The sequence below is a fragment of the Pseudomonas sp. 8BK genome (genome assembly GCF_902506475.1).
GTDB lineage: Bacteria > Pseudomonadota > Gammaproteobacteria > Pseudomonadales > Pseudomonadaceae > Aquipseudomonas > Aquipseudomonas anguilliseptica.
Window position 1 is genome coordinate 832,760 of record NZ_LR733252.1, and the last position, 25,899, is coordinate 858,658.

The window sequence follows — 25,899 nt, forward strand, 5'->3', positions numbered from 1 at the left end:
ATGGACCTGAATCACTACCGCATGAACTGGAATTACCCGACCTCGGTGCGCGTCGGCGTCGGCCGCATCAGCGAGCTGGCGGCTGCCTGTCGGCAACTGGGCATGAGCGCGCCGCTGCTGGTCACCGACCCTGGCCTGGCCGCATTGCCGATGATTGATCGCGCGCTGTTGCACTGCCGTGATGATGGCCTCAAGGCCGGGTTGTTTCATGGCATCAAGGGCAACCCCACTGGGCACAACGTGATGGACGGGGTGGCCGCATTCAAGGCCGGCAAGCATGACGGGGTGATCGCCTTTGGCGGCGGTTCAGCGCTGGATGCCGGCAAGGCCATCGCCCTGATGGTCGGCCAGGACCGGCCGTTGTGGGATTTCGAAGACATCGGTGACAACTGTAACCGCGTCAATGTCGCCGGTATGGCCCCGGTGGTGGCGGTGCCGACTACTGCTGGCACTGGTTCGGAAGTCGGCCGCGCCTCGGTGATCACCGATGATGCTGCGCATATAAAACGCATCATCTTCCACGCGCGCATGTTGCCGGCGCTGGTGATTCTCGACCCGGAGCTGACCCTCGGTCTGCCGGCCAAGATCACCGCGGCCACCGGTATGGATGCGCTGTCGCATAACCTGGAGGCGTTCTGCTCACCGCTGTTTCACCCCATGGCCGAAGGCATCGCCCTGGAAGGCATGCGCCTGGTGCAGCACTACCTGCCGCGCGCGGTGGCGCAGGGCAGTGATGTCGAAGCGCGTTTGCAGATGCTGGTGGCCTCCAGCATGGGTGCCACCGCATTCCAGCGCGGCCTGGGCGCCATGCATGCTTTGGCCCATCCGCTCGGTGCGCTGTACGACGCGCACCATGGCCTGCTCAATGCGGTGCTGATGCCTTACGTGCTGGTGGCCAACCGTGCACGCATCGAGCCGCAGATGGAGAAAATGGCGCGCTACCTGAATCTGGGCAAACCCGGTTTCAGCGGTGTGCTGGAGTGGGTGATGGCGCTGCGTGAGCAGGTCGGTATCCCGCACAGCCTGGGCGAGATTGGCATTGATGACACGCGTATCGAACAGGTCGGGCAGATGGCTGAGGTTGACCCGTCGGCCGGCACCAACCCGATTGCCTTTACCGCTGCGCAATACAGTCAGCTTTTTGAAAAAGCCCTGCGTGGCACCCTCTAATCTCTGGCTTTAACAGCGCTGCTCGCGTGGGCGAACGGCGCTGTAGCGAACAGATACATGACTCCTGGGTTCTTGGCTTGCGCTGCCTGCGGGTGACTCCTTATATTCCCCCGGCATTTAAGCGCGCCCGGCTTGCGCCTGCCCGGCTGCAAGCAGGGCCTGTTACCGCAACGGTGAGAGGCCATGATCGAAATAAAAAACCTAACCAAGCGTTTTGCGCAGCACACGGCTGTCGACGACCTGTCCTTCAGTGTTCAGCCCGGTGAAGTGCTGGGCTTTCTCGGCCCCAACGGCGCCGGCAAATCCACCACAATGAAGATGCTCACCGGCTTTCTGGCGCCGACATCAGGCAGCGCCAGTATTCTCGGTTTCGATATCCAGAAAGACACCCTCAAAGCCCAGCGGCAGATTGGTTACCTGCCCGAAGGCGCGCCGTGCTACGGCGATATGACCGTGCGCAGCTTCCTCGAATTTATTGCCGAGGTGCGCGGTTTCAAGGGCGCCGAGAAACGTGAACGGGTGGCCAAGGCGGTGGCTCAGGTTGAGCTGGAAGCCGTACTTGAGCAGTCGATTGAGACCCTGTCGAAAGGCTTTAAGCGCCGCGTGGGCCTGGCCCAGGCGATTTTGCATGACCCCAAGGTGCTGATTCTCGATGAGCCCACCGATGGCCTCGACCCGAATCAGAAGCACCAGGTGCGCAAACTAATCCAGAGCCTGGCCCACGACAAGATCGTGATCATCTCCACCCACATCCTCGAAGAAGTCTCTGCCGTGTGCACCCGCGCCGTGGTGATCGCCCACGGCAAGCTGCTGGCCGATGGCACGCCGTTGGAGCTGGAAAGCCGCTCGCGCTATCACCAGGCCGTCACCCTGGTGGCTGCCGAGCCGCTGGACCAGGCTGCACTGGCTGCGCTGCCAGGCGTGGCCGGGGTGGAAGAAAACGCCCTGGAAAACAGCCTGAGCATCCTCGCCAAACCGGGGGAGGTGATCTTCCCGCAGGTCAATGCGTTGATCGCCGCGCGCGGTTGGCAGGTCAAGGAATTGAATGTTGAACGCGGGCGGCTGGACGAAGTGTTCCGCAGCCTGACCCGTGGGGAGGTGGTATGAGTCAGCTGTCGGTAGTCTTCAAGCGCGAGCTGGCGAGCTACTTCGCCACGCCGCTGGCCTATGTGTTTATCCTGATCTTCCTGGTGCTGTCCGGGGTGTTCACCTTCTACCTGGGCGGTTTCTTCGAGAACGGCCAGGCCAACCTGGCGCCGTTCTTCAACTTCCACCCCTGGCTGTACCTGTTTCTGGTGCCGGCGATTGCCATGCGTCTGTGGGCCGAGGAGCGCAAGAGCGGCACCATCGAGCTGCTGATGACCCTGCCGATCACCCGTTTCGATGCGGTCACTGGCAAGTTTCTCGCCGCCTGGGCCTTTGCCGGTTTAGCGCTGCTGCTGACCTTCCCGATGATCATCACCGTCAACTACCTGGGTGAGCCGGATAACGGTGCGATCATCACCGGCTATATCGGCAGCTGGCTGCTGGCCGGCGCCTACCTGGCGATTGGCTCGTGCATGTCGGCGCTGGCGAAGAACCAGGTGATCGCCTTTATCCTGGCGGTCAGCGTGTGCTTCCTGTTTATCGTCAGTGGCTTCCCCATGGTGCTCGACGGTTTCAGTGGCTGGGCGCCGCAGTGGCTGGTGGATGCCGTGGCTTCGCTGAGCTTCCTGACCCGTTTCGATGCGATCAGCAAGGGCGTGATCGACCTGCGCGACCTGCTGTATTTCCTCACCCTGATTGCCGCCTGGTTGGCGGCGACGGCGGTGGTAATCGACCTGAAGAAAGCTGACTGAGGCCGCCCATGAAAAAGCTGATGGTTTCCAGCGCCGGGCTTGCACTCATTGCCCTGGCGTTTCTCGCCTTCAACCTGTTCTCCAGCGTCAGCCTTAGCGGCGTACGTCTGGATCTGACCGAGCATAAGCTCTACACCCTCTCCAGCGGCACCGAGCAGATTCTTGCCGAGCTGGACGAACCGGTGGAGCTGAACTTCTTCTATTCCGACACCGCCACCAAGGACCTGCCGGCGCTGCGTACTTATGCCAAGCGCGTTGAGGAAATGCTCAAGGCTTACCAGCGCGAAGCCGGTGACAAACTCAAGCTGACGATCATCGACCCGGCACCGTTCTCCGAAGACGAAGACAAGGCCGCCGAATTCGGTCTGCAGGGCATTCCACTGCAGCAGGGCGGCGACTCGATCTACTTCGGTCTGGCCGGCAAGAATGCCGAAGGCCAGACCCAGGTGATTCCGTTCTTCGCCCTCGATCAGGAAGAGTTCCTCGAATACGAACTCAGCCGTCTGGTGCAGAGCCTGGCCAAGCCTGAGCGGCCGGTGGTCGGCGTGCTGTCTGGCTTGCAGGTCAACGGTGGTTTCGACATGGCCGCGCGGCAGCCGACGCCGGCCTGGATGCTGATCGAGGAAATTCGTCAGCTGTTCCAGATCGAAAGCCTCAAGCGCGACGTCGACCTGATCCCGGAAAAGGTCTCGGTGCTGCTGCTGATTCATCCCAAGCAGCTGCCTGAGCAGACCCTGTATGCGATTGACCAGTTCGTCCTGCGCGGCGGCAAGTTGCTGACCTTCGTCGACCCGTTCAGCGAGGCCGATACCCAGGCCGAAATGCCCGGTGAGATGGTCATCGACAAAGCCTCCGATCTGCCGGCGCTGTTCAAGGCCTGGGGCTTGCGCATGGTGCCGGATCAGGTGCTGGGCGACGGCTCCTACGCCATGTCGGTGAGCATGGGCCAAGGCCAGCGCCCGGTGCGTCACGCCGCTTGGCTGAGCCTGCCGAAGAACGCCTTGGACAAGGACGACATCAGCACCGCTTCGCTGGAAACCATCACGGTGGCCACCGCCGGCATGCTGGAGCCGCTGGACGGCGCGAAAACCCAGTTCATCCCGCTGGTGCGCAGCTCGCAGTACGCCATGCCGTTTGATGCCAAACGCTTCGGTATGCTGGCCAACCCGGAAGAGCTGATCCGCGAACTCAAGCCCACCGGTGAGCGTTACACCTTGGCCGCGCGTATCAGCGGCCCGGCGCAAACCGCGTTCCCGGACGGGATCGAAGGGCAGAAGGATGGCCTCAAGCAGGCCGACAACATCAACGTGATCGTTGTCGCCGACACCGACATGCTTACCGACCGCATGTGGGTGCAGGTGCAGGACTTCTTCGGTCAGCGTATTCCGCAGCCCTGGGCGGACAACGCCGGTTTTGCGATCAACGCATTGGACAATCTGGCCGGCTCAGAAGCGCTGATCAGTGTGCGTTCGCGCGGGCGCTTCACCCGTCCGTTCGAGGTGGTGGACGCGATTCAGCGTGAGGCCGAGGTCAAGTTCCGCGAGAAGGAACAGGCCCTGCAAACCCAGCTGGCCGATACCGAGCAGAAGCTCGCGGCCCTGCAGCAGAGCGATGACCCGAGCAAAGCCCTGGAGCTGACCCCGGAGCAGCAGGCCGCGGTGCAGCAGTTTGTGCAGCAGAAGTTGGCGATCCGCAAGGAGCTGCGCGACGTGCGCTACCAGCTGAATGCCGACATCGAGGCCCTGGGCAGCACGCTCAAGTTCCTCAATATCGCCCTGGTGCCGCTGTTGCTGACTCTCGGCGTGTTGGCGCTGTGGTTGTGGCGTCGGCGCCGTCACGGCTAATCCTGTCTGTACCTGCAAAGGGCCGCTTGATGCGGCCCTTTGTTTTTGGGGCTTTCGTATGGGCCATGTGGGAGGGGCTTTAGCCGCGACAAGAGCGATCAAAAGCTCGCCGCTAAAGCGCCTCCTACAGGTATCTCAGCGCTTCCGTGCAGTGCAGCCAAAACCCGCAACTCACGCCATAATGCTCCCCGCGCCAATGCGCCAAACGGATCGCCGTGACCGATCTAACCAGTCCTGTTGTACCTGTTATGAGGATTAATTAGATGCCTACCCTCCTGGTCAAGATATTCGAAGGCCGCAGCGATGAGATCAAACGCGAGTACGCCAAAGCCCTGACCGACGCGTCGACCAAGGTGCTTGGCTGCGATGCCAGCGCGGTGGATGTGATCTTCGAGGAAGTGAAAAAAGGCGACTGGGCCACCGGTGGCGTGATGTGGTCTGAGCGCGACTAGCCGGCTTTTACCTCGGCTATTGGTGATGGGTTACGCCGCTGCGCGGCTGGCCCATCCTGCGCCAGTTTTTCCACCTTATGAATATCGCTGCATAGCTTGTCCTGTATGGCCTGCAGCCTTTCTGTAAAAAGTGCTTTTCAGTCATAAACGCTGTTTTATACTCGGCCTTCGGTGATGGCCGGGCACTCGCCTGCAGGCCGCGCCACACAATAAAAACTGCACGCTGGAGATACAGGTAATGGCTGAGCGCGAGACAGGCACCGTCAAGTGGTTCAATGATTCCAAGGGTTATGGCTTTATTCAGCGCGAGAGCGGCGCGGACGTGTTCGTGCATTTCCGTGCGATCCGTGGCGAAGGCCATCGCACCCTGCTCGAAGGGCAGAAGGTCGAGTTCGCCGTGACCCAGGGGCAAAAGGGCTTGCAGGCTGACGACGTGTCAGCGCTCTAAAGTCCATACCCTCGCAAAAAGCCCATCGCCGATGGGCTTTTTGCTTTCTGCCCTTCGGTCGTTTTCCCCTAGGCAAAAATGCGACAATCGCCGCCTTCCTGCTCTTCCCCTTGACCCCACCCCGCGATTACCCGATGACCGACGCCACGCCCGCCGTTGACCAACTGCTGAAAAACCTCGATCAGACCCTGCTGGGCGACCGTCATCGCCTGCGCCGCCAGTTGCATGAGCTGCGCAAGCAGACGCCGGTGGACGAAGCCAAGCTGGCGCAGTGGCTGCAGCGCTTCGAGGCATCGCGTGCCAAGGTTGAGGCGCGCCGGCGTAGCGTGCCGGTGATGCGTTACGACGATGCGCTTCCGATTGCCGCCAAGCGAGAAGAGATCAAGGCTGCCATCGCCATGCACCAGGTGGTGGTGATCGCCGGGGAAACCGGTTCAGGCAAAACCACCCAGTTGCCGAAAATCTGTCTGGAACTGGGGCGAGGTGTGCATGGCTTGATCGGTCACACCCAGCCGCGTCGTTTGGCGGCACGTAGCGTGGCGACCCGGGTGGCGGAGGAAATCGGCACCCCGCTGGGCGAACTGGTCGGTTATCAGGTGCGTTTCGAGGACCAGAGCAACGAGCGCAGCCTGATCAAGCTGATGACCGACGGCATCCTGCTGGCCGAGACCCAGCACGACCGTTACCTGGAAAAGTACGACACCATCATCGTCGACGAAGCCCACGAACGCAGCCTGAACATCGACTTCCTGCTGGGCTTTCTGAAAACCCTGCTGGTGCGCCGCCCTGACCTGAAGCTGATCATCACTTCGGCGACTATCGACCTGCAGCGCTTCTCCGAGCACTTCGGCGGTGCGCCGATTGTTGAAGTGTCTGGCCGCACCTTCCCGGTGGAGACCTGGTACCGGCCGCTGGCCGCCGAGCAGGACGAAGACGGCAACCGCGTCGAAGAAGACCTGTCGGTCGATCAGGCGATTCTCGCTGCCCTGGATGAAATCAGCGCCTTTGAAAAAGCCGAAGGCAAGCGCCCTGGCGACATTCTGGTGTTCCTGCCCGGTGAGCGCGAGATTCGCGATGCCGCCGAGGTGCTGCGCAAAGCCAACCTGCGCCTGACCGAAGTGCTGCCGCTGTATGCGCGGCTGACCCCGGCCGAGCAGCAGAAGATTTTTGCACCCATGGGCGCGCGCAAAATAGTGCTCGCCACCAACGTCGCGGAAACCTCGCTGACTGTGCCGGGCATCCGTTATGTGATCGACAGCGGTACGGCGCGCATCAGCCGCTACAGCTACCGCGCCAAAGTGCAGCGCCTGCCGATTGAGGCCATCAGCCAGGCCAGCGCCAACCAGCGCAAGGGCCGCTGCGGGCGGGTCGAGCCGGGTATCTGCATTCGCTTATACAGTGAGGAGGATTTCAACGGTCGCCCGGCCTTTACCGATCCGGAAATCCTGCGTACCAACCTGGCGGCGGTGATTCTGCAGATGCTCCATCTGCGCCTCGGTGAGATCGACGCTTTCCCCTTTATCGAGCCGCCGGATGGCAAGGCCATCAGCGACGGTTTCAATCTGCTGCAGGAGCTCTCGGCGGTCAGCCGCGAAGGACAACTGACGCCGTTGGGCCGCCAGCTGGCGCGCCTGCCTGTTGATCCCCGGTTAGGCCGTATGGTGCTCGAAGGCGCCAAACAGGGCAGCCTTGAGGAAATCCTGATTATCGCCAGCGCCTTGTCGGTGCAGGATGTGCGCGAGCGTCCGTCCGACCGCCAGCAGGCCGCTGATCAGGCCCATGCGCAGTGGAAGGATGTGGATTCCGACTTCGCCGCGCTGATCAACCTGTGGCGCGGCTTTGAAGATCAGCGCCAGGCTTTGGGTTCAAGCGCACTGCGCAGCTGGTGCCGGAAGAACTTCCTCAACTACTTACGCCTGCGCGAATGGCGCGACGCGCACCGTCAGTTGGTGCTGATTACCCGTGATTTGCAGCTCGGCAAACCGGCGAGTGATGCCGGTAAAAACGCGCCGCGGGCTAACGAGCAGACGCCGGCTACTCAGGATCGCCGCAATGCCGCACCACAGCTCTCCGCTGTGCAGAAAGAAAAAGAGCTGGCCGAGAAAGACCAGGCCGCCCAGCGCGCCAAAGGCTACGCCGCTGTGCACAAGGCGATTCTCGCCGGCCTGCTCAGCCAGATCGGCCAGAAAACCGAAGACGGCGACTACCTCGGCGCCCGTCAGCGGCGCTTCTGGGTGCATCCGTCCTCGGTGATCGGCCGCAAGAAGCCCAGCTGGCTGATGACCGCCGAACTGGTGGAAACCACCAAGCTGTTTGCGCGCATGGTGGCGAAGATCGAGCCGGACTGGATCGAACCGCTGGCCGGCCACCTGATCAAGAAAAACCACCTGGAACCGCACTGGGAGAAGAAGCGCGGCCAGGTGGTGGCCTATGAACAGATCAGCCTCTACGGCCTGATCGTGGTCGGCCGCCGTGCGGTGCATTTTGGTCCGATTGATCCCGTGGCCTCGCGCGAGCTGTTTATCCGCGAGGGTCTTGTGGGGGGCGAGATCAACTCGCGCGCCAAGTGCCTGATGGCCAACCGTCAGCTGCTGGAAAAACTCGACGAGCTGGAAGCCAAGGCCCGCCGTCGCGACATTCTCGCCGACGAGGAAACCCTGTTCGCCTACTACGAGGCGCGTCTGCCGGCGACTATCTACCAGAGCGCCACCTTCGACAGCTGGTACAAGACGGAAAGCGCGAAGAACTCGCAGCTGCTGCTTATGCGCGAAGAGGATGTGCTCGCCCGTGATGCCAAGGAAGTCACCGCCGCCCAGTACCCGGATACCCTGCGCCTGGGCGAGCTGACCCTGCCGCTTAGCTATCACTTCGAACCCAACCACCCACGTGACGGCGTGACCCTGCGCGTGCCCGCGCCGCTGTTGCCGCAACTGCCGCCCGAGCGCCTGGAATGGTTGGTGCCGGGGTTGCTGGAGGCCAAATGCATGGCCCTGGTACGCGGCCTGCCCAAGGCGCTGCGCAAGAACTTTGTACCGGTGCCGGACTTTGTCGGCGCGGCGCTGAGCAAGATCAGCTTTGCCGACGGCAGCCTGCCCGAAGCCCTGGGCCGCGAGCTGACGCGCATGACTGGCACGCGGGTCAGCGACGAGGCCTGGGCCGAATCCGCTGCGCAGCTTGAAGGCCATCTACGGATGAATATCGAGGTGGTCGACAACCAGGGCAAACCCCTCGGTGAAGGCCGCGATCTGGCTGAGCTGACCGCGCGTTTCAGCGAAGCGACCCAGGCCGGCCTGGCCCTGCCGAAAACCGCCAAGAGCCAGCAGCCGGTCGAGGCCAAGGCCTTTAATGAAGTGGCGGCGAAGACTCAGCAGCAGGTCGCTGGCCTGTCCATGACCGTCTACCCGGCGCTGGTGGAGGAGGCGGGTGTGGTCAAGGAAGGGCGCTTCCCGACCCTGGCCGAAGCCGAGTTCCAGCATCGCCGGGCCCTGCAGCGCTTGCTGTTGCAGCAGTTGAGTGAGCAGGCCAAGTTCCTGCGCGGCAAACTGCCCGGGCTGACCGAGCTGGCGCTGCTCTATCGCGACATGGGCCGGGTCGATGCGCTGGTTGAAGATATTCTGCTGGCCAGCCTCGACAGTTGCATCCTCGACGGCTGCGAGCCCTTGCCGCGCGACGGTGCTGGTCTGGCGGCCCTGGCCGAGCGCAAGCGCGGCGACTGGACTGGTGAGGCTGAACGCCTGGCCAAGCTGTGCCTGGAGATTCTCAAGCTGTGGCACGGCTTGCAGAAACGCTTCAAGGGCAAGATCGACCTGGCCCAGGCCATGGCGCTGAACGACATCAAGCTGCAGCTGAGCAACCTGGTCTACCCCGGTTTTGTCCGCGAAACCCCGGCGCAGTGGCTGAAGGAAGTGCCGCGTTATCTCAAGGCCATTGAGCAGCGCCTGGACAAGATTGCCGGCCAGGTGCAACGCGACCGCGTGTGGAGCGGCGAGCTGGCGGGCTACTGGGAGCAGTACCAGGCGCGCCTGGGTAAACACAGCCAGGAAGGCAAACGCGACCCGCAGCTGGTGCTGTACCGCTGGCTGCTGGAGGAGTACCGCGTGTCACTGTTTGCCCAGCAGCTGGGCACCAAGCTGCCGGTGTCGGATAAGCGCCTGAGCAAGCAGTGGAGTGCGGTGGAGGCATAGGCCCGGCACCCTCGCGCAGGCGTAGCATGGCTTTAGCGCAGCGATAGCCATGCCGGCAGCGGCCGGTATTAGCAGGCAGTTTTTCAACAGCCGGTATTAGGCCTCGATCAGCGGCAGGGTGAAGTAGAAGGTGCTGCCTGCGCCGACCACGCTGCTGTAGCCGATCTGCCCGTGCATGCGCTCAATCAGCGTCTTGCAGATGCTCAGGCCCAGGCCGGTGCCGCCACGGCGGCGACCGTCGGAGCCATCGGCCTGGGCGAATTTCTGGAAGATGCGCGCGCGGAATTCCTCGGCGATGCCCGGGCCGTGGTCGCGTACCTGCACCCGCACCTGGTCGTCGACTATCTGGGCGCTGATCTCGACCTGGCCCTGGGGCGCGGAAAACTTCACCGCATTGGAAATCAGGTTACTCAGCACCTGCTGCAACCGCAGGCTGTCGACCTCGACCAGGGTCTGTTCCGGTAGCGCGCTGTCATCCAGTTGCAGGCACACGGCGAAATTGTCGGCATAGCCCTGGTTGTTTGCCAGTGCCTCGCGCAGCAGCGGGCGCAGTTCACAACGGCTGAGGTGGATGCCGACCTGGCCGAACTCCAGCTTCTCGATATCGAGGATGTCGTTGACCAGATTGATCAAACGCTCCGAGTTGCTCTGCGCGATGCGTACCAGCTCCTGTACTTGCGGCGGCAGCTCGTCTAACGCAGTGCCGATCAACAGACCAAGCGAGCCCTTGATCGAGGTCAGCGGCGTGCGCAGTTCGTGGCTGACGGTGGAGATAAACTCTCTTTTAAGACGCTCGACCTGTTTGCGTGCGCTGATGTCGCGCAGCATGCCGACATACAGATGGCGGCCGGGCAGTTCATAGCTGCTCAGGGTGATTTCCAGTTCCAGTGGCTGGCCATTGGCGTGCTCGCCGCCAACCTCCAGGGGCTTGTCCAGCTTGTCCGCCAGGGCGCTGTCGCTGTCTGTATACAGCGTCGGGATCAGCTGGCCGATGCGGCGCTGGCCCAGGGCCTCGGCATCATGGCCGAACAGACGGCTGCTGGCCGGGTTGCTGCGTTCGATCCGGCCCTGGGCGTCAAAGATCAGGATGCCTTCGGCGGTGTTCTCCAGAATGGCGCTCAGCTCCCGGGTGCGTTGTTCGACCTGTTGACTGATCTGCGCGGCGCGCCCGGTCATGGCCAGCAGAAAGCCACCGAGCAGGCTGCACAGCAACAAGCCGCCAGCCAGCACCACCCAGGATTGCAGACCGTGGTTGCGCTGCAACAGGCTGATGCTCGGAGCGATCGTCAATTGCAGGCTGCGCCCGGCCACTTGGAAGCGCTCCTGCCAGACCAGCGCCTTGGCATAGGCGGGCAGATCACTGCTGGCCTGGCCATACAAGGACTGCGCACTGGTTTCAGTGACATCCTCCAGGTGCAGTTGAAAACTCTCGGCGGGGTAGACGCCTAGGGCGCTATCGATCAGGTCGCTAATACGGATTACTGCCACCGCATACCCGCGTACCTCACTGGCGCGCTGCTGCAGGGCGGGTGGCTCGGCGCCCTGGTACACCGGATAGAAGATCAGCACCCCAGGTTGCGCCTGGGCGTCCTGCACCAGGCTGATCGGTGCGGTCATGGTGGCCTGGGCGCTATCGCGAGCCTGGTCCAGAGCGCGCCGGCGCAGCGGGTCGCTGGCGATATCAAAACCGAGGATATTTGCGTTATCGGCCAGGGGCTCGACATAGGTGATGGGCACATAGCTGTCGCGCGGCTCAGCAGGCACCTGCGCGCCGCTCTCGTCGTGCTGGCTGATGCGCACCCCGGGGAAGCCTTGCGCGGCGAGCGCCGCTTCGTAGTCAGCGCGCTCGCTGCCGGCAATCTGGCGATCCCAGCCCAGGGCGGTAATGCCTGGATAGGTTTGCGGCAGGTTGGCGACGAACTGGGCGAACTCCTCCCGCGTAACCTCCTGGGAGGCGCTGAAAAAACGCTCGATCGACTGCGCCGCCTTGGCGTAAAGGTCCAGGCGCGATTGCAGGGTCAGGCTCATCAGCTTGGCCTGCTCGTGGAAACGCTGGTTGAGGTTGTTTTGTTCGGCTTCGCTGGAGCGGATAAAAATCAGCATCATGATCGCGCAACTGATCAGCAAGGGCAGGCCCACGTTGCCGACGCGGCTGCGCCAGAGCGCCCGCGGCTGGGCAAAGGCGATAAACATCAGTGGGGTGGCGATCAGTACGCCGATGCTGTCGCCTACCCACCAGGTCCACCAGCTGAAGGGTAGTTCGGTGGCACTGATGACCTCGCTGGCATACAGCACCCCCGTACCGACACAGGCGCTGAGCAGGCAGGCCAGTGGTCCGCCGAGCAGCAGCAGCCGAAAAATGCTGCGCTCATCGGTCAGGGCGTTGGGAAAGCCCACAAGGCGGCGAATCAGCCAGCTGCCGAGCAGGCTTTGCAGCGAGGTGCCCAGAGCGATGCCGGCGGCGATCAGCAGGCCCCTGAGGTTGAGCGCCTCGAAGCTGCTAAAGCCAATACTCAGATTAAGCAGCAGCGAGCCGAGAAAAACTCCGAGTAGCAGTGGATAACCCCAGATCAGTACAGCCGCCAGGGCAATACCCACGGGTGGAAAAATGGCGCTGGCAAAGCCTGGCGGAATAGCCAACAGCAACGCCAGGCGGCCGGCCAGAACATAGGCCAGAGTCAGCAGGATGATTTTTACCGCCAGGGGCAGGTTGGGAAACCGTTGGGGTGGCATCAAGATAAGCGGCTCCTGAAGCGAGTTAGCCTAGGGTCTGCACAGTCTTGTCGGTGCGAGGATGTATTGCAGTTAAGCAGGCCTGGCTTTTCCTGGATTGGCGATTGATGCTTTCTGTTCCTGCGTCCGGTTACCGCTTGTGCGTCCTCCTGCCGGTTGCTGTTTCAACCGCGCGGCACTGGTTTGGCCGCGAGGGCCAGGCCCACTGTGGCGTGGGCGGTAGCAGATATGGCCATTTTCACTGGGTGGCCGGTGCGCCCGCCAATACCGCGCTGCGTCGCCCAGGCCTTGGCGGGAAGGGATTAAGCAACCACTGGGATCAACGGATCGGCCGCCGCCAGGGCTATTGCCCGATCAGCCTGTGGCGGGTAGATCCACTGGGTGTTGATCTGGGTTTTCAGTGCCTTGCCTTCCTGGCCGGTCAGCAACACCTTGCGCTCCCAGCCTTCGGTAAACACCGCGCCCCAGCCGCCCAGGTCCAGGCACGTCACGTACTTGGGCTGGCTATAGGCAATCGGCGCAACACCAAGCAAATCCGCTGCGGCGTTATTGCCGGCCGAGCGACCCAGGGCGATGGCGTGTTGGCAGCTCATCAAGGCGTGATTGCCCTGATCGTCCACGGCCGCATAGGCGGTGTCGCCGGTGGCATAAATGGCGTCCTGGCCGAGCACCTTGAGGTTGCGATCAACGTGCAGGCGGCCATGCGCGTCGCGTTCGCCGTTGATCTGCCGGGTTAGTGGCGAGGCGTTTACCCCCACGGCAAAGATCACCGTGCTGGCGGCAATGCGTTCGCCGTTGCTCAGCTGTACGCCGTGCTCAGTGACCTTGGACACTGGGCTGCAGAGCCGCCAGGTGACGCCCAGGCTGTCGCTGGCTGCGGCGACGACCTCGGCGATTGCCTCGCCCATGGCCGCGCCAACCTGCTTGGCCCTATCCACCACGATCACGCGAACATCTGTTTTGTCGCCGAGGATGGCGCGCAGGCGTGCCGGCATTTCGCTGGCGGTTTCGATGCCGGTGAAGCCGCCGCCGACCACCACCACGGTGTTGCGCGCCGCGCTCTCCGGCTGCTGCGCCAGTCCCTGCAGATGAACGTCGAGACGCTGCGCCGACTCCAGGCTGTCGACATCGAAGGTAAAGCGTTCGATACCTTCCAGTGCTGGGCGCGCCACCTGGCTGCCGGACGCGAGGATCAGACGGTCATAGTTCAACTCGGCCTCGACACCCGACGCGTCGCGGTAGCTGACGCGCTTGCTCGCGGCATCAATCTGCGTGGCACTGCCCTGGACGAAGCGCACACCCACGGCCTCGAACAGCGGGCCTAGCGGGGCAACGGTGCTGGCCAGGTCGGGTTCATAAAAGCGTGGACGCACGCGTAGCTCTGCCTGGGGCGCAAGCAGGGTGACATCGATGTCCAGGCGCTGTTGTTGATCGAGCAGGCGCACGGCGCTGAGTGCACTCCACATGCCGGCAAAGCCGGCACCGATGATCAGGATTTGCTGTTTCATGTTGGTAGGTTCCCGTAGTGAAGAGAAAGGCTGTTGGCTGACGACGGGAGTGATTCTGCCTCTGGCTTGGATCAGGGTGTTGGGCCATTCTTGCTACAACTAATTGATCCACTTTGGAGCGGCCATGTTCGCTGAAAAATTGCCTCCGCAGGTGGTCTTCCTGCCATTGGGCACACCCGAGCCGGGCGTCAGCCTGCAGCGTTGGTTGTATGAGGCGCTGCGCGGCGCCATTCTCGGCGGCCGCCTGCCGGCTGGCAGCAAGCTGCCCAGCACGCGCGCGCTGGCCGAGCATTACAAGTTGGCGCGGGGCACGGCCCAGGCGGCTTATCAGCAACTGTTGTCCGAGGGCTATGTTGAGGCGCAGAGCGGCAGCGGCACGCGGGTTTGCCAGGTGCTGCCGGATGCCACGCTTAACGCCGGCTATGTGCGGCGCAAGGTCGTGGCGACGCAAGAGGCACCGCGCACGCCGCCGGCCACGCCGTGGGTCGAACGCCTGGACGCGATTACGCCAGTATTTGCGCGGCGTCCGCAGGCGTTGGGGTTGCGCCCGTTCTTCCCGCATCGGGGCGATGTTCAGGCGTTTCCGGTCGACCTGTGGCGCAAGCTGCATATCCAGCAGCTGCGCGCCTCGCGGATGTCTATCCTGCTTGATTCGGAACCCGGCGGCTTGCCGGCGCTGCGTGAAGCCATCGCCGGCTACCTGGCCATCGCCCGTGGTGTGCAGGTGCCCGCCGAACGCATCTTGGTACTCAACAGCGTGCAGCAGGGGCTCGACCTGTGCCTGCGCCTGTTGGCACCGGGTGATTCCCAGGTGTGGATGGAAGACCCCGGTTACCCCGGTGCGCGTCAGCTGATCGATGTGTCGGGCGTGACGCGCGTGGATGTGCCGGTCGATGCCTTTGGTATGCAGGTGGAGGAAGGCGTGCGTTTAGCTCCCGATGCCCGGCTGGCCTATGTCACGCCGTCACGCCAGGCGCCGCTGGGCAGTGAATTGTCACCCGCACGGCGTTTAGCCCTGCTGCAGTGGGCGGCGCAGCACGGCAGCTATATCTTCGAGGACGACTACGACAGCGAATACCGCTTTATCGCCAAGCCGATTCCGGCGCTGCGCTCGATGCCGGCGGCGGAGCAGTCGGTGATCCTCGCCGGTACCTTCAGCAAGCTGCTGTTTCCCTCCATCCGCCTGGCCTATCTGGTATTGCCGGCGCACCTGCTGGAGAGCTTCACCCGCGCTGCCGCGCTGATGTCTCGCCACGCCAACAGCCTGTCGCAAGCGGTGTTGGCCGACTTTATCCATGAAGGGCATTTCGACCGCCATGTACGGCGCATGCGCAAGGTCTACGCCGCACGCGCCGAGGCTTTCGCCGAGTCGGCGCAGCGGCATTGGCAGGGGTTGATCGATGTACCGGAGATCCGCGCTGGGCTGGATATCACCTGTAACCTGCAGATGGACAACGAACAGGCTGCGTTTGCCCGCCTGCAGGCTGCCGGTATCGATACCCTGCCGCTGGCGCGCTACTGCGTGCAGCCCCGAGAACCGGGGCTGGTGCTGGGTTTTGCGCCCTACGATGAGCGCGCTATTGAGGATGCCGCCAAGGCAGTTGCTGCGGCCTTGAAGCAATAAGGCCGTGCGAAGCTGACGTTAACCGACCAGGTGGGCGCTACTGGTTGCTGGTGAGGCTGCGCGGCCGTTGGCGCTCGCTCGAGGTTTGCCGCGTTTAAACAAATACCTGCCGAGCCATCCCACGCGGGATGCGGTTTCTACCCGGCAGTTGTTCAAGGCGTTGCTGCCATTCGGCGCGAGGTTTCAGCGTGGCGGTTGGTTTTACCAGCTCAGCTGCGGCGGCAGCGGCCTTTGCAGCTTTTGCGGCGGCTCTGAGTTCAGCAAGACTTGGGGTTTTACGGACAGGTTCGGCAGTGCCTTTTTCAACGCTGCGCAGACACAGCTTGCATGAAACCTGAGTGACATCCTGGGTGCTGCTCAGGTTCGAGCCGGTGCGTCCACATGCGACATTTTCCGCGGACGCGGTGTAGTGAATAGCCAACGTGTTGTCTCCTGCATTTTCGGGGCGCGGGATTCTACACGGTTCGGTTAGCACGCCAACTGCTTATCGTTGTGTCGCAGCAGAGTTATGGGAAAGTCCGAATAGTGGCGCCATGTCCAAGCCTGCGCAGTTGCGCGTGGTAACGCTCTGATCCTGGATTTCACTTCGCCGTGACAGTTGCTGGGCAGGTTGGTAGATAAATACTCGATAGGCCGCAGTCGGCCAGAAGCAGCCGTTTAAGGATTGGGTGAGAAGTTACTTGTGACGCATAACCTTCATAAATCTGAACATCTCATTGTCCTCCACTTCTTGATGGACCTGAACCGGAACTTGGTTTGGATCCGGATGAAACTTGTTGTAGAACTCAACAATTTTGAAGCCACACCTATTTACATAAAAGTGAATGTTTCGTTTCTCAAAATATGGGGTGACGGTTTCCCAGACCTTGGTGTTTGGATACTCGTTCTCGATTGCTTTCCAGGCTTGCAGCCCTAGCCCGCGACTCTGCTGGCTGGTTGAAATGAAGAAGAAGGACAGTGAGTTTAGATTGCTCATTTCATCAATTACCAAAACTGCGCCACCGACACGCTGATCGTTCGCCATGATCCAGTAGGTAGCCGCTCCATCAACAGCGATGGACTGCTCTATGTCCGCATCAGAAGGAATGGGCTCTTCAAGCGGCTGACCTAAGTCAGCTTCTGCCGCCACTCGGAACGAGTCCTGGAGAGCAGTTTTAAACTCGCTGAGTGTGCCTACGTCAGCCTTCAGGAGTTTGATCATTCTGGAATCCTCGAACGTTCTGCTGGTGGTTTCGCAAGATCCACTGTTAGTAAGATCGTGCGGCTAAATATAATGAACACGAATACGCCGAAGAAGGTGATCCCGAGGCCTGTGCCCAACTCGTACGCATTGGCTTCCAGCGAGCCCGCCGCACCGCCCTTATTGGCTTTCACCGAACCCATGACCGTAATGGACGACACCTCCAGACCGATACTGAGGGGCCTGAGCCGCTCTGACAGCGACAACCTCCGAAAGATCGCGCTCATGCAGGCCGCCGCCGAGGGACTTGTACAGCGCCACTTGGTTGGAAATTTCTTCACGCCGTAACTCTAGCAGCGTCTGCCGTGCGGCCTGCAACTGGCGCTGTGCGTCGAGCAGCTCCAGACGGCCATCGACGCCTGCGCGGTAACGCAGGTCGGACAGTTGTAGGCGCCTTTCTGCGGCGCTCACCGCGCGCAGTTGCGCCTCGATCTGGCGGTCGAAGGTAGCGGTTCCCGCCAGGGCGTCTGCCACCTCGCGGAAGGCGGTCTGGATGGCGCGCTCGTACTGCGCGACCGCTTCGGATTTGCGCACTTCGGCCAGGCGCAGTTCGGCGCGCAGGCGCCCGCCCTGAAACAGCGGCTGGGAAATCTGTGGAGCGAAACGCCAGACCTGTCCGACCGGGTCGAACAAACTGCCGAGCGAGGTGCTGGCATAGCCGAACGACGCGGTCAGGGAAATCTGCGGGAGGAACGCCGCGCGCGCCGCTCCGATATCGGCATTGGCGGCAATCAGCATCTGCTCGGCCTGGCGCAAATCCGGCCGATTCAGCAACAGGTCGGCCGGCAACCCGGCCGGTAGTTGCGCGATCACCGATTGGCGCTCTAGCGGCAATGCGGCCGGCAGATCGCCCGGCAGCTCGCTACCCACCAGCAGTTGCAGGGCGTTGTTCGCCTGCGCCAGGGCCCGCCGGCGTGCCTCGAGATCGGCTTCAGCCAGGGCCACCTGCCCTTCGGCCTGGGCCACGTCCAGGCTGCTGCTCTGCTCGGCTTGTTTGAGCAGACGCGCCAGTGCCAGCGACTGCTGCCAGTCAGCCAGGGTGCGTTCGGTGAGCTGCAGTTGCTCGTCGGCCAGGCGCTGGGCGAAGTAGGCCTCGGCCACCGCACCGACCAGGGCGATCTGCGCCGCATCGCGGCCCTGCTCGCTGGCCAGGTAGCGCGCGAACGCTGCATCGGAGAGCGCCCGCATACGGCCGAACAGGTCCAGCTCGAAGGCGCTGAGGGCGACGTTCACGCCGGTCTGCTGGCTCACCTCGCGGCTGGCCTGGCCATTCGAGTCGCTGCTCAGGGTGCGTTCACGGCTGCCTGCTCCCTCCAACCCCACGGCCGGCAGGCGCGCGGCGCGCTGGATATTTGCCTGCGCTTGCGCCGCCTCGACGTTGAGGGTGGCTAGACGCAGGTCGCGGTTATTGGCCAGCGCGAGGTCGACCAGCCGTTGCAGGCGCAGATCGCCGAACATCGCGCGCCAGCCCAGGGCACTGGCCGGCAGCGTCGAGGCCGGTGCGGCAGCGGCCACAGGAAAACTCGTCGGCACCGGTGCGACTGGTCGCTCCAGGGTCGGCGTCAGCGAGCAGGCGCTCAGGCAGCCGAGCAACGGTAGGATCAGTAACAGGCGCATCAACGATTCTCCTGAGGTGCCGCAACAACACGGCGTTGCGCACGCCAGGCGCTGAAACGCTCCTGCGTGCCAATCACGAACACAAAAAAGGCCGGCACGAAGAACACCGCCAGCAAGGTGCCACTGAGCATGCCGCCAAAGACCCCGGTGCCGATGGCGTGCTGGGTTTCCGCGCTGGCGCCAGAAGCGAGCATCAGCGGCACCACGCCGAGGGTGAAGGCTAGCGAGGTCATCAGGATCGGCCGCAGGCGCAGGCGCGCGGCGGTCACGGCAGCGTCGATCAACGTGCGCCCCTCGCCATGCAACTGGCGGGCGAACTCGACGATGAGAATGGCATTCTTCGCCGACAGGCCGATGATGGTGATCATCCCCACCTTGAAGAACAGGTCGTTGGGCATGCCGCGCAGCATCACAGCGGCTACCGCACCGAGCAGGCCCAGCGGCACCACCAGCATCACCGACAGCGGGATCGACCAGCTCTCGTACAGCGCCGCCAGCACCAGGAACACCACCAGCGCCGAGAGCAGCATCAGCAAGGGCGCCTGCGCCGCCGACTGTTGCTCTTGCAGCGACTGCCCGGTCCAGGCCAGGGCGAAGCCCTGCGGCAACTGCGCCACCAGGCGCTCCATCTCGGCCATCGCCGCGCCGCTGGACACGCCAGCCGTCGCGCCACCGGCAATACGCACGGCGGGAAAGCCCTGGAAGCGCATCATCTGCTGCGGCGACTCGCTCCACACCGGCGTTACAACCTCACGCAGCGCCACCATGCCGCCGCTGGCGTTGCGCACGCGCAAGCCGAGCACGTCGTCCAGTTGCATGCGCGCCGAGGCGTCGGCCTGCAGAATGACCTGCTGCATGCGTCCGGCATTGGGGAAGTCGTTGACGTACAGCGAGCCCATGGCCGCCGACAGCGTGCTGCTCACCGCCGCGAACGACAGGCCCATGGCCTCGGCCTTCTGCCGGTCGATCTCCAGGCGGATGCTCTCGCCAGGTGGCAGACCATCGGGGTAGACATCGCTGACTACCGTACTCTGCGCCGCCAGTTCCAGGAGTTGTGCTTGCCCCGCCAGCAGCGCGGCCTCGCCACGATTGGCGCGGTCCTGCAGGAACAGGGTGAAGCCCGAGGATGTGCCCAGTTCGTCGATGGCCGGCGGCATCAGGCTCATCACCGTGCCTTCGACGTTATCGGCCATGGCCTGCTGCGCAAGCGCGGCCTCTTCGGCGGCCGTGGCACCCTCACGCTGATCCCAGTCCTTGAGCATGGTAAAGGCCATGGCCGCGTTGGGGCCGGAGCCGGCGAAGCTGAAGCCTAGCACCACCATGTTCGCATCCAGGCCCGGACGCGAGGCAACATGCGCCTCGTAGGCCTTGACCACGTCCAGCGTGCGCTCGCTGGTAGCACCGGTGGGCAACTGGATGGAGGTCATGAAGTAGCCCTGATCCTCCTCGGGCAAAAAAGCCGACGGCAACTGCGCGGCAGCGACGGCCAGTACCGCGCAGAGCACGGCGAAGGCCACCATCATCCGCCCGCTACGCCCGACCAGGCGCGCCACCCGCGCCCCATAGCTCGCCGTGAGGCGCTCGAAGCCCCGGTTGAAGACACCGAAGAAGCCGCGTTTTTCATGATGATCCGCGCTCACCGGACGCAGCAGCGTGGCGCATAGCGCCGGCGTCAGGCTCAGCGCAAGGAAGGCCGAGAACAGGATCGACACCGCCATCGACAGGGTGAACTGCTGGTAGATCACCCCCACCGAGCCACTGCCGAAGGCCATGGGGATGAACACGGCGGTGAGCACCAGGGTGATACCGATCACCGCGCCGGTGATCTCCCGCATCGCCTGCCGGGTCGCCTCTTTCGGCGACAGGCCCTGAGTGGCCATCAGCCGCTCGACGTTCTCCACCACCACGATGGCGTCGTCGACGATGATGCCGATGGCCAGCACCATGCCGAACATGGTCAGCGAGTTGATCGAGAAACCGGCCAGCAGCATCACCGCGAAGGTGCCGAGCAGCGCGATGGGCGCGACGATGGCCGGAATCAGCGTGTAGCGCAGGTTCTGCAGGAACACGAACATCACCAGAAACACCAGCGCCATGGCCTCGAACAGGGTGTAGATCACCTTCTCGATGGACACCTTGACGAAGGGCGCGGTGTCGAACGGCACCGAGTAGGCCATGCCCGCCGGCATGCTCGGCGCCAGCTCGGCCAGGCGCTCGCGCACCTTTGATGCGGTGCGCACGGCATTGGCGCCTGGCGACAGCTGGATGGCGGCACTGGTCGCTGCCACGCCGTTCTCGCGGTTGGAGAAACCGTAGGACTGCGCGCCCAGCTCGACCCGTGCCACATCACCGAGCACCACCTTGGCGCCATCGGCACCGGCGCGCAGGACGACGGCGGCGAACTGCTCGGGCGTGGTCAGTTGCCCCTGCACGGTCAGCGGCACGGTCAGGCGCTGGCCTGGCAACGCCGGCTCGTCGCCAATCCGCCCGGGGGCAATCGACGCGTTCTGCTGCTCGATGGCCTGGGCCAGTTCATTCATGGTCAGGCCATAGGCGCTGAGTTTGTTCGGGTCGACCCAGACGCGCATGGCCTGCTCGGCGCCAAACAGTTGCACGCGCCCCACACCATCGATGCGGCGCAACTCCTGAACGATGTTGCGCGCCAGGTAGTCATTCAGTGCGACTTCATCGAACTGGCCGTTGGGCGAGGTCAGGCCGACCATCATCAGAAATCCCGAGGCGGCGGATTCCACCTGCAGGCCGCTCTGCCGCACGGCCTGGGGCAGGCGCGACTCGACCGCCTTGATGCGGTTCTGTACGTCCACCTGGGCCAGCTCCGCATCGGTGCCCGGCTTAAAGGTTGCGGTGATCTGCGCGCTACCTGAGGTGTCCACCGAGGACTCGAAGTACAGCAAGTTCTTCACCCCCGATAGCTCACGCTCGACCAGGCTTACCACCGAGTCGTTGAGCGTCTGCGGGGAGGCCCCCGGATAGGCGGCATAGATGGTCACCGACGGCGGCGCCACCGAGGGGTAGCGGGCAATGGGCAACTGCGGGATGGCGATGACGCCGACCAGCACGATGAACAGGGCGATGACCCAGGCAAACACCGGCCGGTTGATAAAGAACTGCGGCATGAGGGCTTCTCCGGAGTCAGCGCGCGGCGGCGCTGAGTTGTTCGCGGGTGACTGCGGGCTGCCAGGGGCGCGTGGCGACCTGGGCGGCGGGGCTCAGACGCTCGATGCCCTCGATCACCACCTGCTGCCCGGCGCTGAGCCCGGACACCACACGGTAACGGCCCTCGACCAGTTCACCGACCTCGATAGGCACCGACTGGACCTGGCCCTGGGCATCCACCAGCCACACGTTGGCCTGACCTGCCGTACGGGTCACTGCCTGCTGCGGCACGCTGAGGGCGGCTGGGTAATGTGCACGGAGAATCCGCGCCTGCACGTAGAGGCCGGGCAGCAGGCGGCGTTGCGGGTTGTCCACCAGCACGCGCAGCAGCACGTCGCCGGTGCCGGCATCCACTTCGATGCCAGAGAACAGGATGCGCCCGCGCATACCCAGCGACTTGCCGTCGCTGCCGAGGATGTCGACGCTCAACTCCGGCGTCGCCGAACCTGCCTGCTGCCGCAGCGCGTCCAGCACCGAAGCGGACTGGCGCACGTCGACGTACACCTGGTCGATCTGCTGGATGCGCGCCATGGGCGTGGTATCGGTGGGCGACACCAGCGCGCCTTCGCTGACCAGCGCCTGGTCGATGCGCCCGGTAATCGGTGCCTCGACGCTGGCGAACTGCAAATCTAGCTTGCGCCGTGCCAGCGTCGCCCTGGCCTGGGCCACATCGGCGGCGGCCTGCTCACGCTGCGCCACGGCATCGTCGTACACCTGGCGGCTGACTGCCTCGGCCTGCACCAGCCGCGTCAAGCGCTCGACCTGTACCCGTGACCGTGCCAAAACTGCCTCGGCACGCTGTAAAGCTGCGGCAGCACTATCAACTTCGGTTTGGAACGGCGCCGGATTGATCTGGAACAACACGGCACCGGCCTCGATCTCGGCGCCCTGCTCGAACAGGCGGCGTTGCACGATGCCGCCAATCTGTGCACGAATCTCGGCGCTGCGCACGGCAGCCACACGCGCAGGCAGAACCTCGCTGATCGCCAGTTCGTACGGCACCAATGTCATCACCGACACCTGCAGCGGCGCCGGTGCTTCGGCTTGCTCGGGTGCCGAATCACACCCTGCCAGTGCCAATACGGCAATTACTGCGAGCACGAGGCTCAGTTGCCGGTATTTACTGCCCATAACCCACTCCTCGTTACACGCTACGCCCGGAAGACCTGATGACGACCGGGAGCTGATCGAGGCTGCAGTCTGGAACAGCGCTGTTGCGAATGATTCGAGGCTTTGTGGAGAAAGCATGGAGGCCGCGATAACATTCAGCGCCACCGTCTGCGAGCCAGCCCATGACCGATCTCCACGCGCGCACCCGCACTGCCACCCCGGCACTGGTACTGATCGCCGAGGACGAGGCCGAGATCGCCGATATCCTCATCGCCTACCTGCAACGCAGCGGTCTGCGTACTCAACACGCCAGCGACGGCCAGCAGGCATTGGCCCTGCACCAGACGCTCAAGCCGGACTTGTTACTGCTCGACGTGCAGATGCCCGTGCTCGATGGTTGGAAGGTGCTCAGCGAAATCCGCTCCCGCGGCGACACCCCGGTGATCATGCTCACGGCACTCGATCAGGACATCGACAAGCTGATGGGCCTGCGCCTGGGCGCCGACGACTACGTGGTCAAACCTTTCAACCCGTCCGAGGTAGTGGCGCGGGTGCAAGCGGTACTGCGGCGCACACGGAGCAGCGCGCCTGCCGCCACGCAGATACTGCGCGTCGGCGCATTCCAGATCGACCTGGACAGCCACGAAGCCAGCGTGCAGCGTGATGGCCAGCAACACACGCTGGACCTGACCCTGACCGAATTCAAGCTGCTGGCCTGCCTGATGCGCGCGCCAAAACGCGCGTTCAGCCGTGCCGAACTGCTGGAAACCTGTTTGCCTGAAGGCGACACCCAGGAGCGCACCGTGGACAGCCACGTCAGCAAACTGCGCAAGAAGCTCGAAGCCCTGGATATCCAGGGCGTGCCGGCCAGCGTCTGGGGCGTGGGCTATCGCTTCGGCGTCGAACCATGAAACCGACACCGGGCCTGCGCCGGCAGTTCATCCAGTCTCTGGCGGTAATGGCGCTGGGCATCATCTTCATCGCCGTGTTCGGCTCTTCGGTGTTCTATGCCATCGCCGTGGCTTACATGCCGAATAGCATCTCCGAAACCTGGATACCCTCACGGGTAGAGATGATCTGGATCGGCTGCACCATCGTCGCCGCACTGGGCTTATCGGTGTTCGTCGCCATTCGCCTGTCACGGCGCCTGATCACCCCGCTGAACTCGGTGGCGCACAGCCTGCGTGAAGTAGCACAGGGCAACCTCACGGCCCGCGCACCGCTTGACGAAAAAGCCATGGGCGAGACGGCGCAACTCGTGCGCGACTTCAACGCCATGGCTGAGCGCCTGCAAAGCATGACCCGCGAGCGCGAATTCTGGAACGCCGCCATCGCCCACGAACTGCGCACGCCAGTGACCATTCTGCGCGGGCGCCTGCAGGGCCTGGCGGAAGGCGTATTCGACCCCAGCAGTGAGCTATTCGAGGGACTACTGCGCCAAGTGGAGGGACTCAACCGTTTGATCGAAGACCTGCGCGTACTGAGCCTCAAGGACAGCGGCCATCTGGAAATTCAACGGACCAGCGTGCGCCTCGCAGATGAATTGAGCAATGTATTGCAGGCCTTCGCCGCACCCCTGACCGCCAAGGGCTTTCAACTGCATAACCAACTGGACGCCAACTTGCTGGTGGAGTGCGATGCGCTGCGCATCCGCCAGGCCCTCATGGCGCTGCTGGAAAACGCCCTGCGCCATGCCGATCCAGGCAACTTGCGAGTACGCCTGCAACAGGTCGGCGACAACTGCCAACTGAGCGTGGCAGACGACGGCCCCGGCATCGACAGCGCACTGGCCGCCGACATCTTCGAGGCCTTTCGTCGTGGCGACCCCTCGCGCTCGCGCAAGAGCGGCGGCAGCGGCCTAGGGCTAGCGGTGGTCAAAGCCATCGCAGAGGCTCATGGTGGTCATGCGATATGCCAGGCCTCTGGAGCGGGAAGCTTGTTCATTATTTCTTGGCCGGTAAGCAATCCGGTTGCTCAGACATAGCCTCTTAACCCAATGCCCGCTTTTGGCCGATTTCTGCCTGTCATGACAGGCCACTTTGGGTCGATAACAGCCCATCACTAAGTTTCGTTATTAGTACTCCCCTGACACCTAGGCTCGGGGCGGATGCATAGCGCTGGTCGCCGCGATTTGCCATATACGGCATTGCTCGACAGAATCGCGCCCCGATTCGGCTTAATGGTCGGACGTCAAGGCTGAGAAGGGGCTGGGGTTGAACGAGCAGACATTGTCTATGCGCCTGGAGCGTGTGGCGGCGCATGTGCCGGCAGGGGCACGCCTGGCTGATATTGGCTCGGATCACGCCTATCTGCCGGTGGCGTTGATGCGCCGTGGTGCTATCGAGGCTGCAGTGGCGGGGGAGGTGGCGTTGACGCCGTTCCACGCGGCTGAACGTAGCGTGCGTGAAAGCGACCTGGGCCAACGCATCAGTGTGCGTCTGGCCGATGGTTTGGCGGCGATTGAGGCGGGCGATGCCATCACGGCGATCAGCATCTGCGGGATGGGCGGCGAGCGGATTCGCGACATCCTCGACAGCGGTAAGGCGCGCCTGAGTGGTCAGGAGCGTTTGATTCTGCAGCCCAACGGCGGCGAGCAGCCGCTGCGGCAATGGCTGATGGAAAATGGCTACCGCATCCTCTGTGAGGAAGTGCTGCGGGAGAATCGCTTTGCCTACGAGATTATTGTGGCCGAACGTTCTGGACCTGTGACCTATAGCGCCGAGGAGTTGTACTTTGGCCCGCTGCAGATGCAGGCGCGCAGCCCGGCGTTCCTGGCCAAGTGGCAACGTCTGCTGCGCCTGAAGCAGCAGACCCTGGCCGACTTCGCTCAGGCGCGGCAAGGGGTGCCAGAGAAGAAAGTGCAGAAGGTCGCGCAACAGACGCAGTGGATTACTGAGCTGCTGGCGTAAGCCGGCGGCGCTGCGGGCTGGAGAGATGGGGGCAGATTTATTTAT

The 25,899-nt window shown here is 63.3% G+C and carries 18 protein-coding genes; 11 read left to right on the forward strand and 7 right to left on the reverse strand.

Going from position 1 to position 25,899, the window contains the following annotated elements:
* From ACIN8IBEIGE_RS03735 to hrpA, 7 genes are all read left to right on the forward strand, one after another.
* Positions 1 to 1,170, forward strand: coding sequence for an iron-containing alcohol dehydrogenase (locus ACIN8IBEIGE_RS03735; RefSeq protein WP_160013478.1), 1,170 nt, complete (start codon positions 1 to 3; stop codon positions 1,168 to 1,170).
* Between the two features lie 183 nt (positions 1,171 to 1,353).
* Positions 1,354 to 2,277 carry an ABC transporter ATP-binding protein gene (locus ACIN8IBEIGE_RS03740; RefSeq protein WP_160013479.1) on the forward strand — a complete coding sequence of 308 codons (924 nt, stop codon included), beginning with the start codon at positions 1,354 to 1,356 and terminating at the stop codon, positions 2,275 to 2,277.
* Positions 2,274 to 3,008, forward strand: coding sequence for an ABC transporter permease subunit (locus tag ACIN8IBEIGE_RS03745; protein ID WP_160013480.1), 735 nt, complete (start codon positions 2,274 to 2,276; stop codon positions 3,006 to 3,008). Before ACIN8IBEIGE_RS03740 ends, ACIN8IBEIGE_RS03745 begins: the two co-directional genes overlap by 4 nt.
* Before the next feature lie 8 nt (positions 3,009 to 3,016).
* Positions 3,017 to 4,852 (forward strand): Gldg family protein, encoded by a 1,836-nt coding sequence (locus ACIN8IBEIGE_RS03750; protein WP_160013481.1) that lies wholly within the window; start codon positions 3,017 to 3,019, stop codon positions 4,850 to 4,852.
* A 263-nt stretch (positions 4,853 to 5,115) separates the two neighbouring features.
* On the forward strand, positions 5,116 to 5,304 hold the full coding sequence (locus ACIN8IBEIGE_RS03755) for a 4-oxalocrotonate tautomerase (protein WP_090251538.1): 189 nt from the start codon (positions 5,116 to 5,118) through the stop codon (positions 5,302 to 5,304).
* Between the two features lie 238 nt (positions 5,305 to 5,542).
* Positions 5,543 to 5,752 carry a cold-shock protein gene (locus ACIN8IBEIGE_RS03760; protein ID WP_090375586.1) on the forward strand — a complete coding sequence of 70 codons (210 nt, stop codon included), beginning with the start codon at positions 5,543 to 5,545 and terminating at the stop codon, positions 5,750 to 5,752.
* A 134-nt stretch (positions 5,753 to 5,886) separates the two neighbouring features.
* Positions 5,887 to 9,936, forward strand: coding sequence for an ATP-dependent RNA helicase HrpA (gene hrpA, locus ACIN8IBEIGE_RS03765; protein WP_160016300.1), 4,050 nt, complete (start codon positions 5,887 to 5,889; stop codon positions 9,934 to 9,936).
* A gap of 96 nt (positions 9,937 to 10,032) precedes the next feature.
* On the opposite strand, the gene ACIN8IBEIGE_RS03770 is transcribed toward hrpA, so the two are convergent.
* Together ACIN8IBEIGE_RS03770 and ACIN8IBEIGE_RS03775 are read right to left on the reverse strand one after the other, a co-directional pair.
* A complete protein-coding gene (locus tag ACIN8IBEIGE_RS03770; protein ID WP_160013482.1) occupies positions 10,033 to 12,669 on the reverse strand; it encodes a CHASE domain-containing protein in 2,637 nt (878 codons plus the stop codon).
* 302 nt (positions 12,670 to 12,971) lie between these two features.
* On the reverse strand, positions 12,972 to 14,177 hold the full coding sequence (locus ACIN8IBEIGE_RS03775) for an NAD(P)/FAD-dependent oxidoreductase (RefSeq protein ID WP_160013483.1): 1,206 nt from the start codon (positions 14,175 to 14,177) through the stop codon (positions 12,972 to 12,974).
* A gap of 124 nt (positions 14,178 to 14,301) precedes the next feature.
* Here ACIN8IBEIGE_RS03775 and ACIN8IBEIGE_RS03780 point away from each other — a divergent pair, with 124 nt between their 5' ends.
* Positions 14,302 to 15,801 (forward strand): PLP-dependent aminotransferase family protein, encoded by a 1,500-nt coding sequence (locus tag ACIN8IBEIGE_RS03780; protein ID WP_160013484.1) that lies wholly within the window; start codon positions 14,302 to 14,304, stop codon positions 15,799 to 15,801.
* A gap of 94 nt (positions 15,802 to 15,895) precedes the next feature.
* Here ACIN8IBEIGE_RS03780 and ACIN8IBEIGE_RS03785 read toward each other — a convergent pair whose 3' ends face one another.
* The 5 genes from ACIN8IBEIGE_RS03785 to ACIN8IBEIGE_RS03805 form a co-directional block, all read right to left on the reverse strand.
* Positions 15,896 to 16,222 carry a hypothetical protein gene (locus ACIN8IBEIGE_RS03785; RefSeq protein ID WP_160013485.1) on the reverse strand — a complete coding sequence of 109 codons (327 nt, stop codon included), beginning with the start codon at positions 16,220 to 16,222 and terminating at the stop codon, positions 15,896 to 15,898.
* A gap of 255 nt (positions 16,223 to 16,477) precedes the next feature.
* Positions 16,478 to 17,002: a GNAT family N-acetyltransferase gene (locus ACIN8IBEIGE_RS03790; RefSeq protein ID WP_160013486.1), complete on the reverse strand. Its 525-nt coding sequence runs from the start codon at positions 17,000 to 17,002 to the stop codon at positions 16,478 to 16,480.
* 159 nt (positions 17,003 to 17,161) lie between these two features.
* Entirely contained in the window at positions 17,162 to 18,658 is a 1,497-nt protein-coding gene (locus ACIN8IBEIGE_RS03795) for an efflux transporter outer membrane subunit (protein WP_256665031.1), read from the reverse strand.
* On the reverse strand, positions 18,658 to 21,795 hold the full coding sequence (locus tag ACIN8IBEIGE_RS03800; protein WP_160013487.1) for a multidrug efflux RND transporter permease subunit: 3,138 nt from the start codon (positions 21,793 to 21,795) through the stop codon (positions 18,658 to 18,660). Before ACIN8IBEIGE_RS03800 ends, ACIN8IBEIGE_RS03795 begins: the two co-directional genes overlap by 1 nt.
* Before the next feature lie 16 nt (positions 21,796 to 21,811).
* Positions 21,812 to 22,966, reverse strand: a complete 1,155-nt coding sequence (locus ACIN8IBEIGE_RS03805; protein ID WP_160013488.1) for an efflux RND transporter periplasmic adaptor subunit — start codon at positions 22,964 to 22,966, stop codon at positions 21,812 to 21,814.
* Between the two features lie 161 nt (positions 22,967 to 23,127).
* Here ACIN8IBEIGE_RS03805 and ACIN8IBEIGE_RS03810 point away from each other — a divergent pair, with 161 nt between their 5' ends.
* The 3 genes from ACIN8IBEIGE_RS03810 to ACIN8IBEIGE_RS03820 all read left to right on the forward strand — a co-directional run bounded on the left by ACIN8IBEIGE_RS03810 (position 23,128) and on the right by ACIN8IBEIGE_RS03820 (position 25,854).
* The gene (locus tag ACIN8IBEIGE_RS03810) at positions 23,128 to 23,856 is read left to right on the forward strand and encodes a response regulator (protein WP_160013489.1); all 729 of its coding nucleotides are present in this window, start codon (positions 23,128 to 23,130) and stop codon (positions 23,854 to 23,856) included.
* The gene (locus tag ACIN8IBEIGE_RS03815; RefSeq protein ID WP_160013490.1) at positions 23,853 to 24,929 is read left to right on the forward strand and encodes an ATP-binding protein; all 1,077 of its coding nucleotides are present in this window, start codon (positions 23,853 to 23,855) and stop codon (positions 24,927 to 24,929) included. Before ACIN8IBEIGE_RS03810 ends, ACIN8IBEIGE_RS03815 begins: the two co-directional genes overlap by 4 nt.
* A 229-nt stretch (positions 24,930 to 25,158) precedes the next feature.
* Complete coding sequence (locus tag ACIN8IBEIGE_RS03820) at positions 25,159 to 25,854, forward strand: tRNA (adenine(22)-N(1))-methyltransferase TrmK (RefSeq protein WP_306109726.1); 696 nt, start codon at positions 25,159 to 25,161, stop codon at positions 25,852 to 25,854.
* Positions 25,855 to 25,899: the final 45 nt, after the last annotated feature.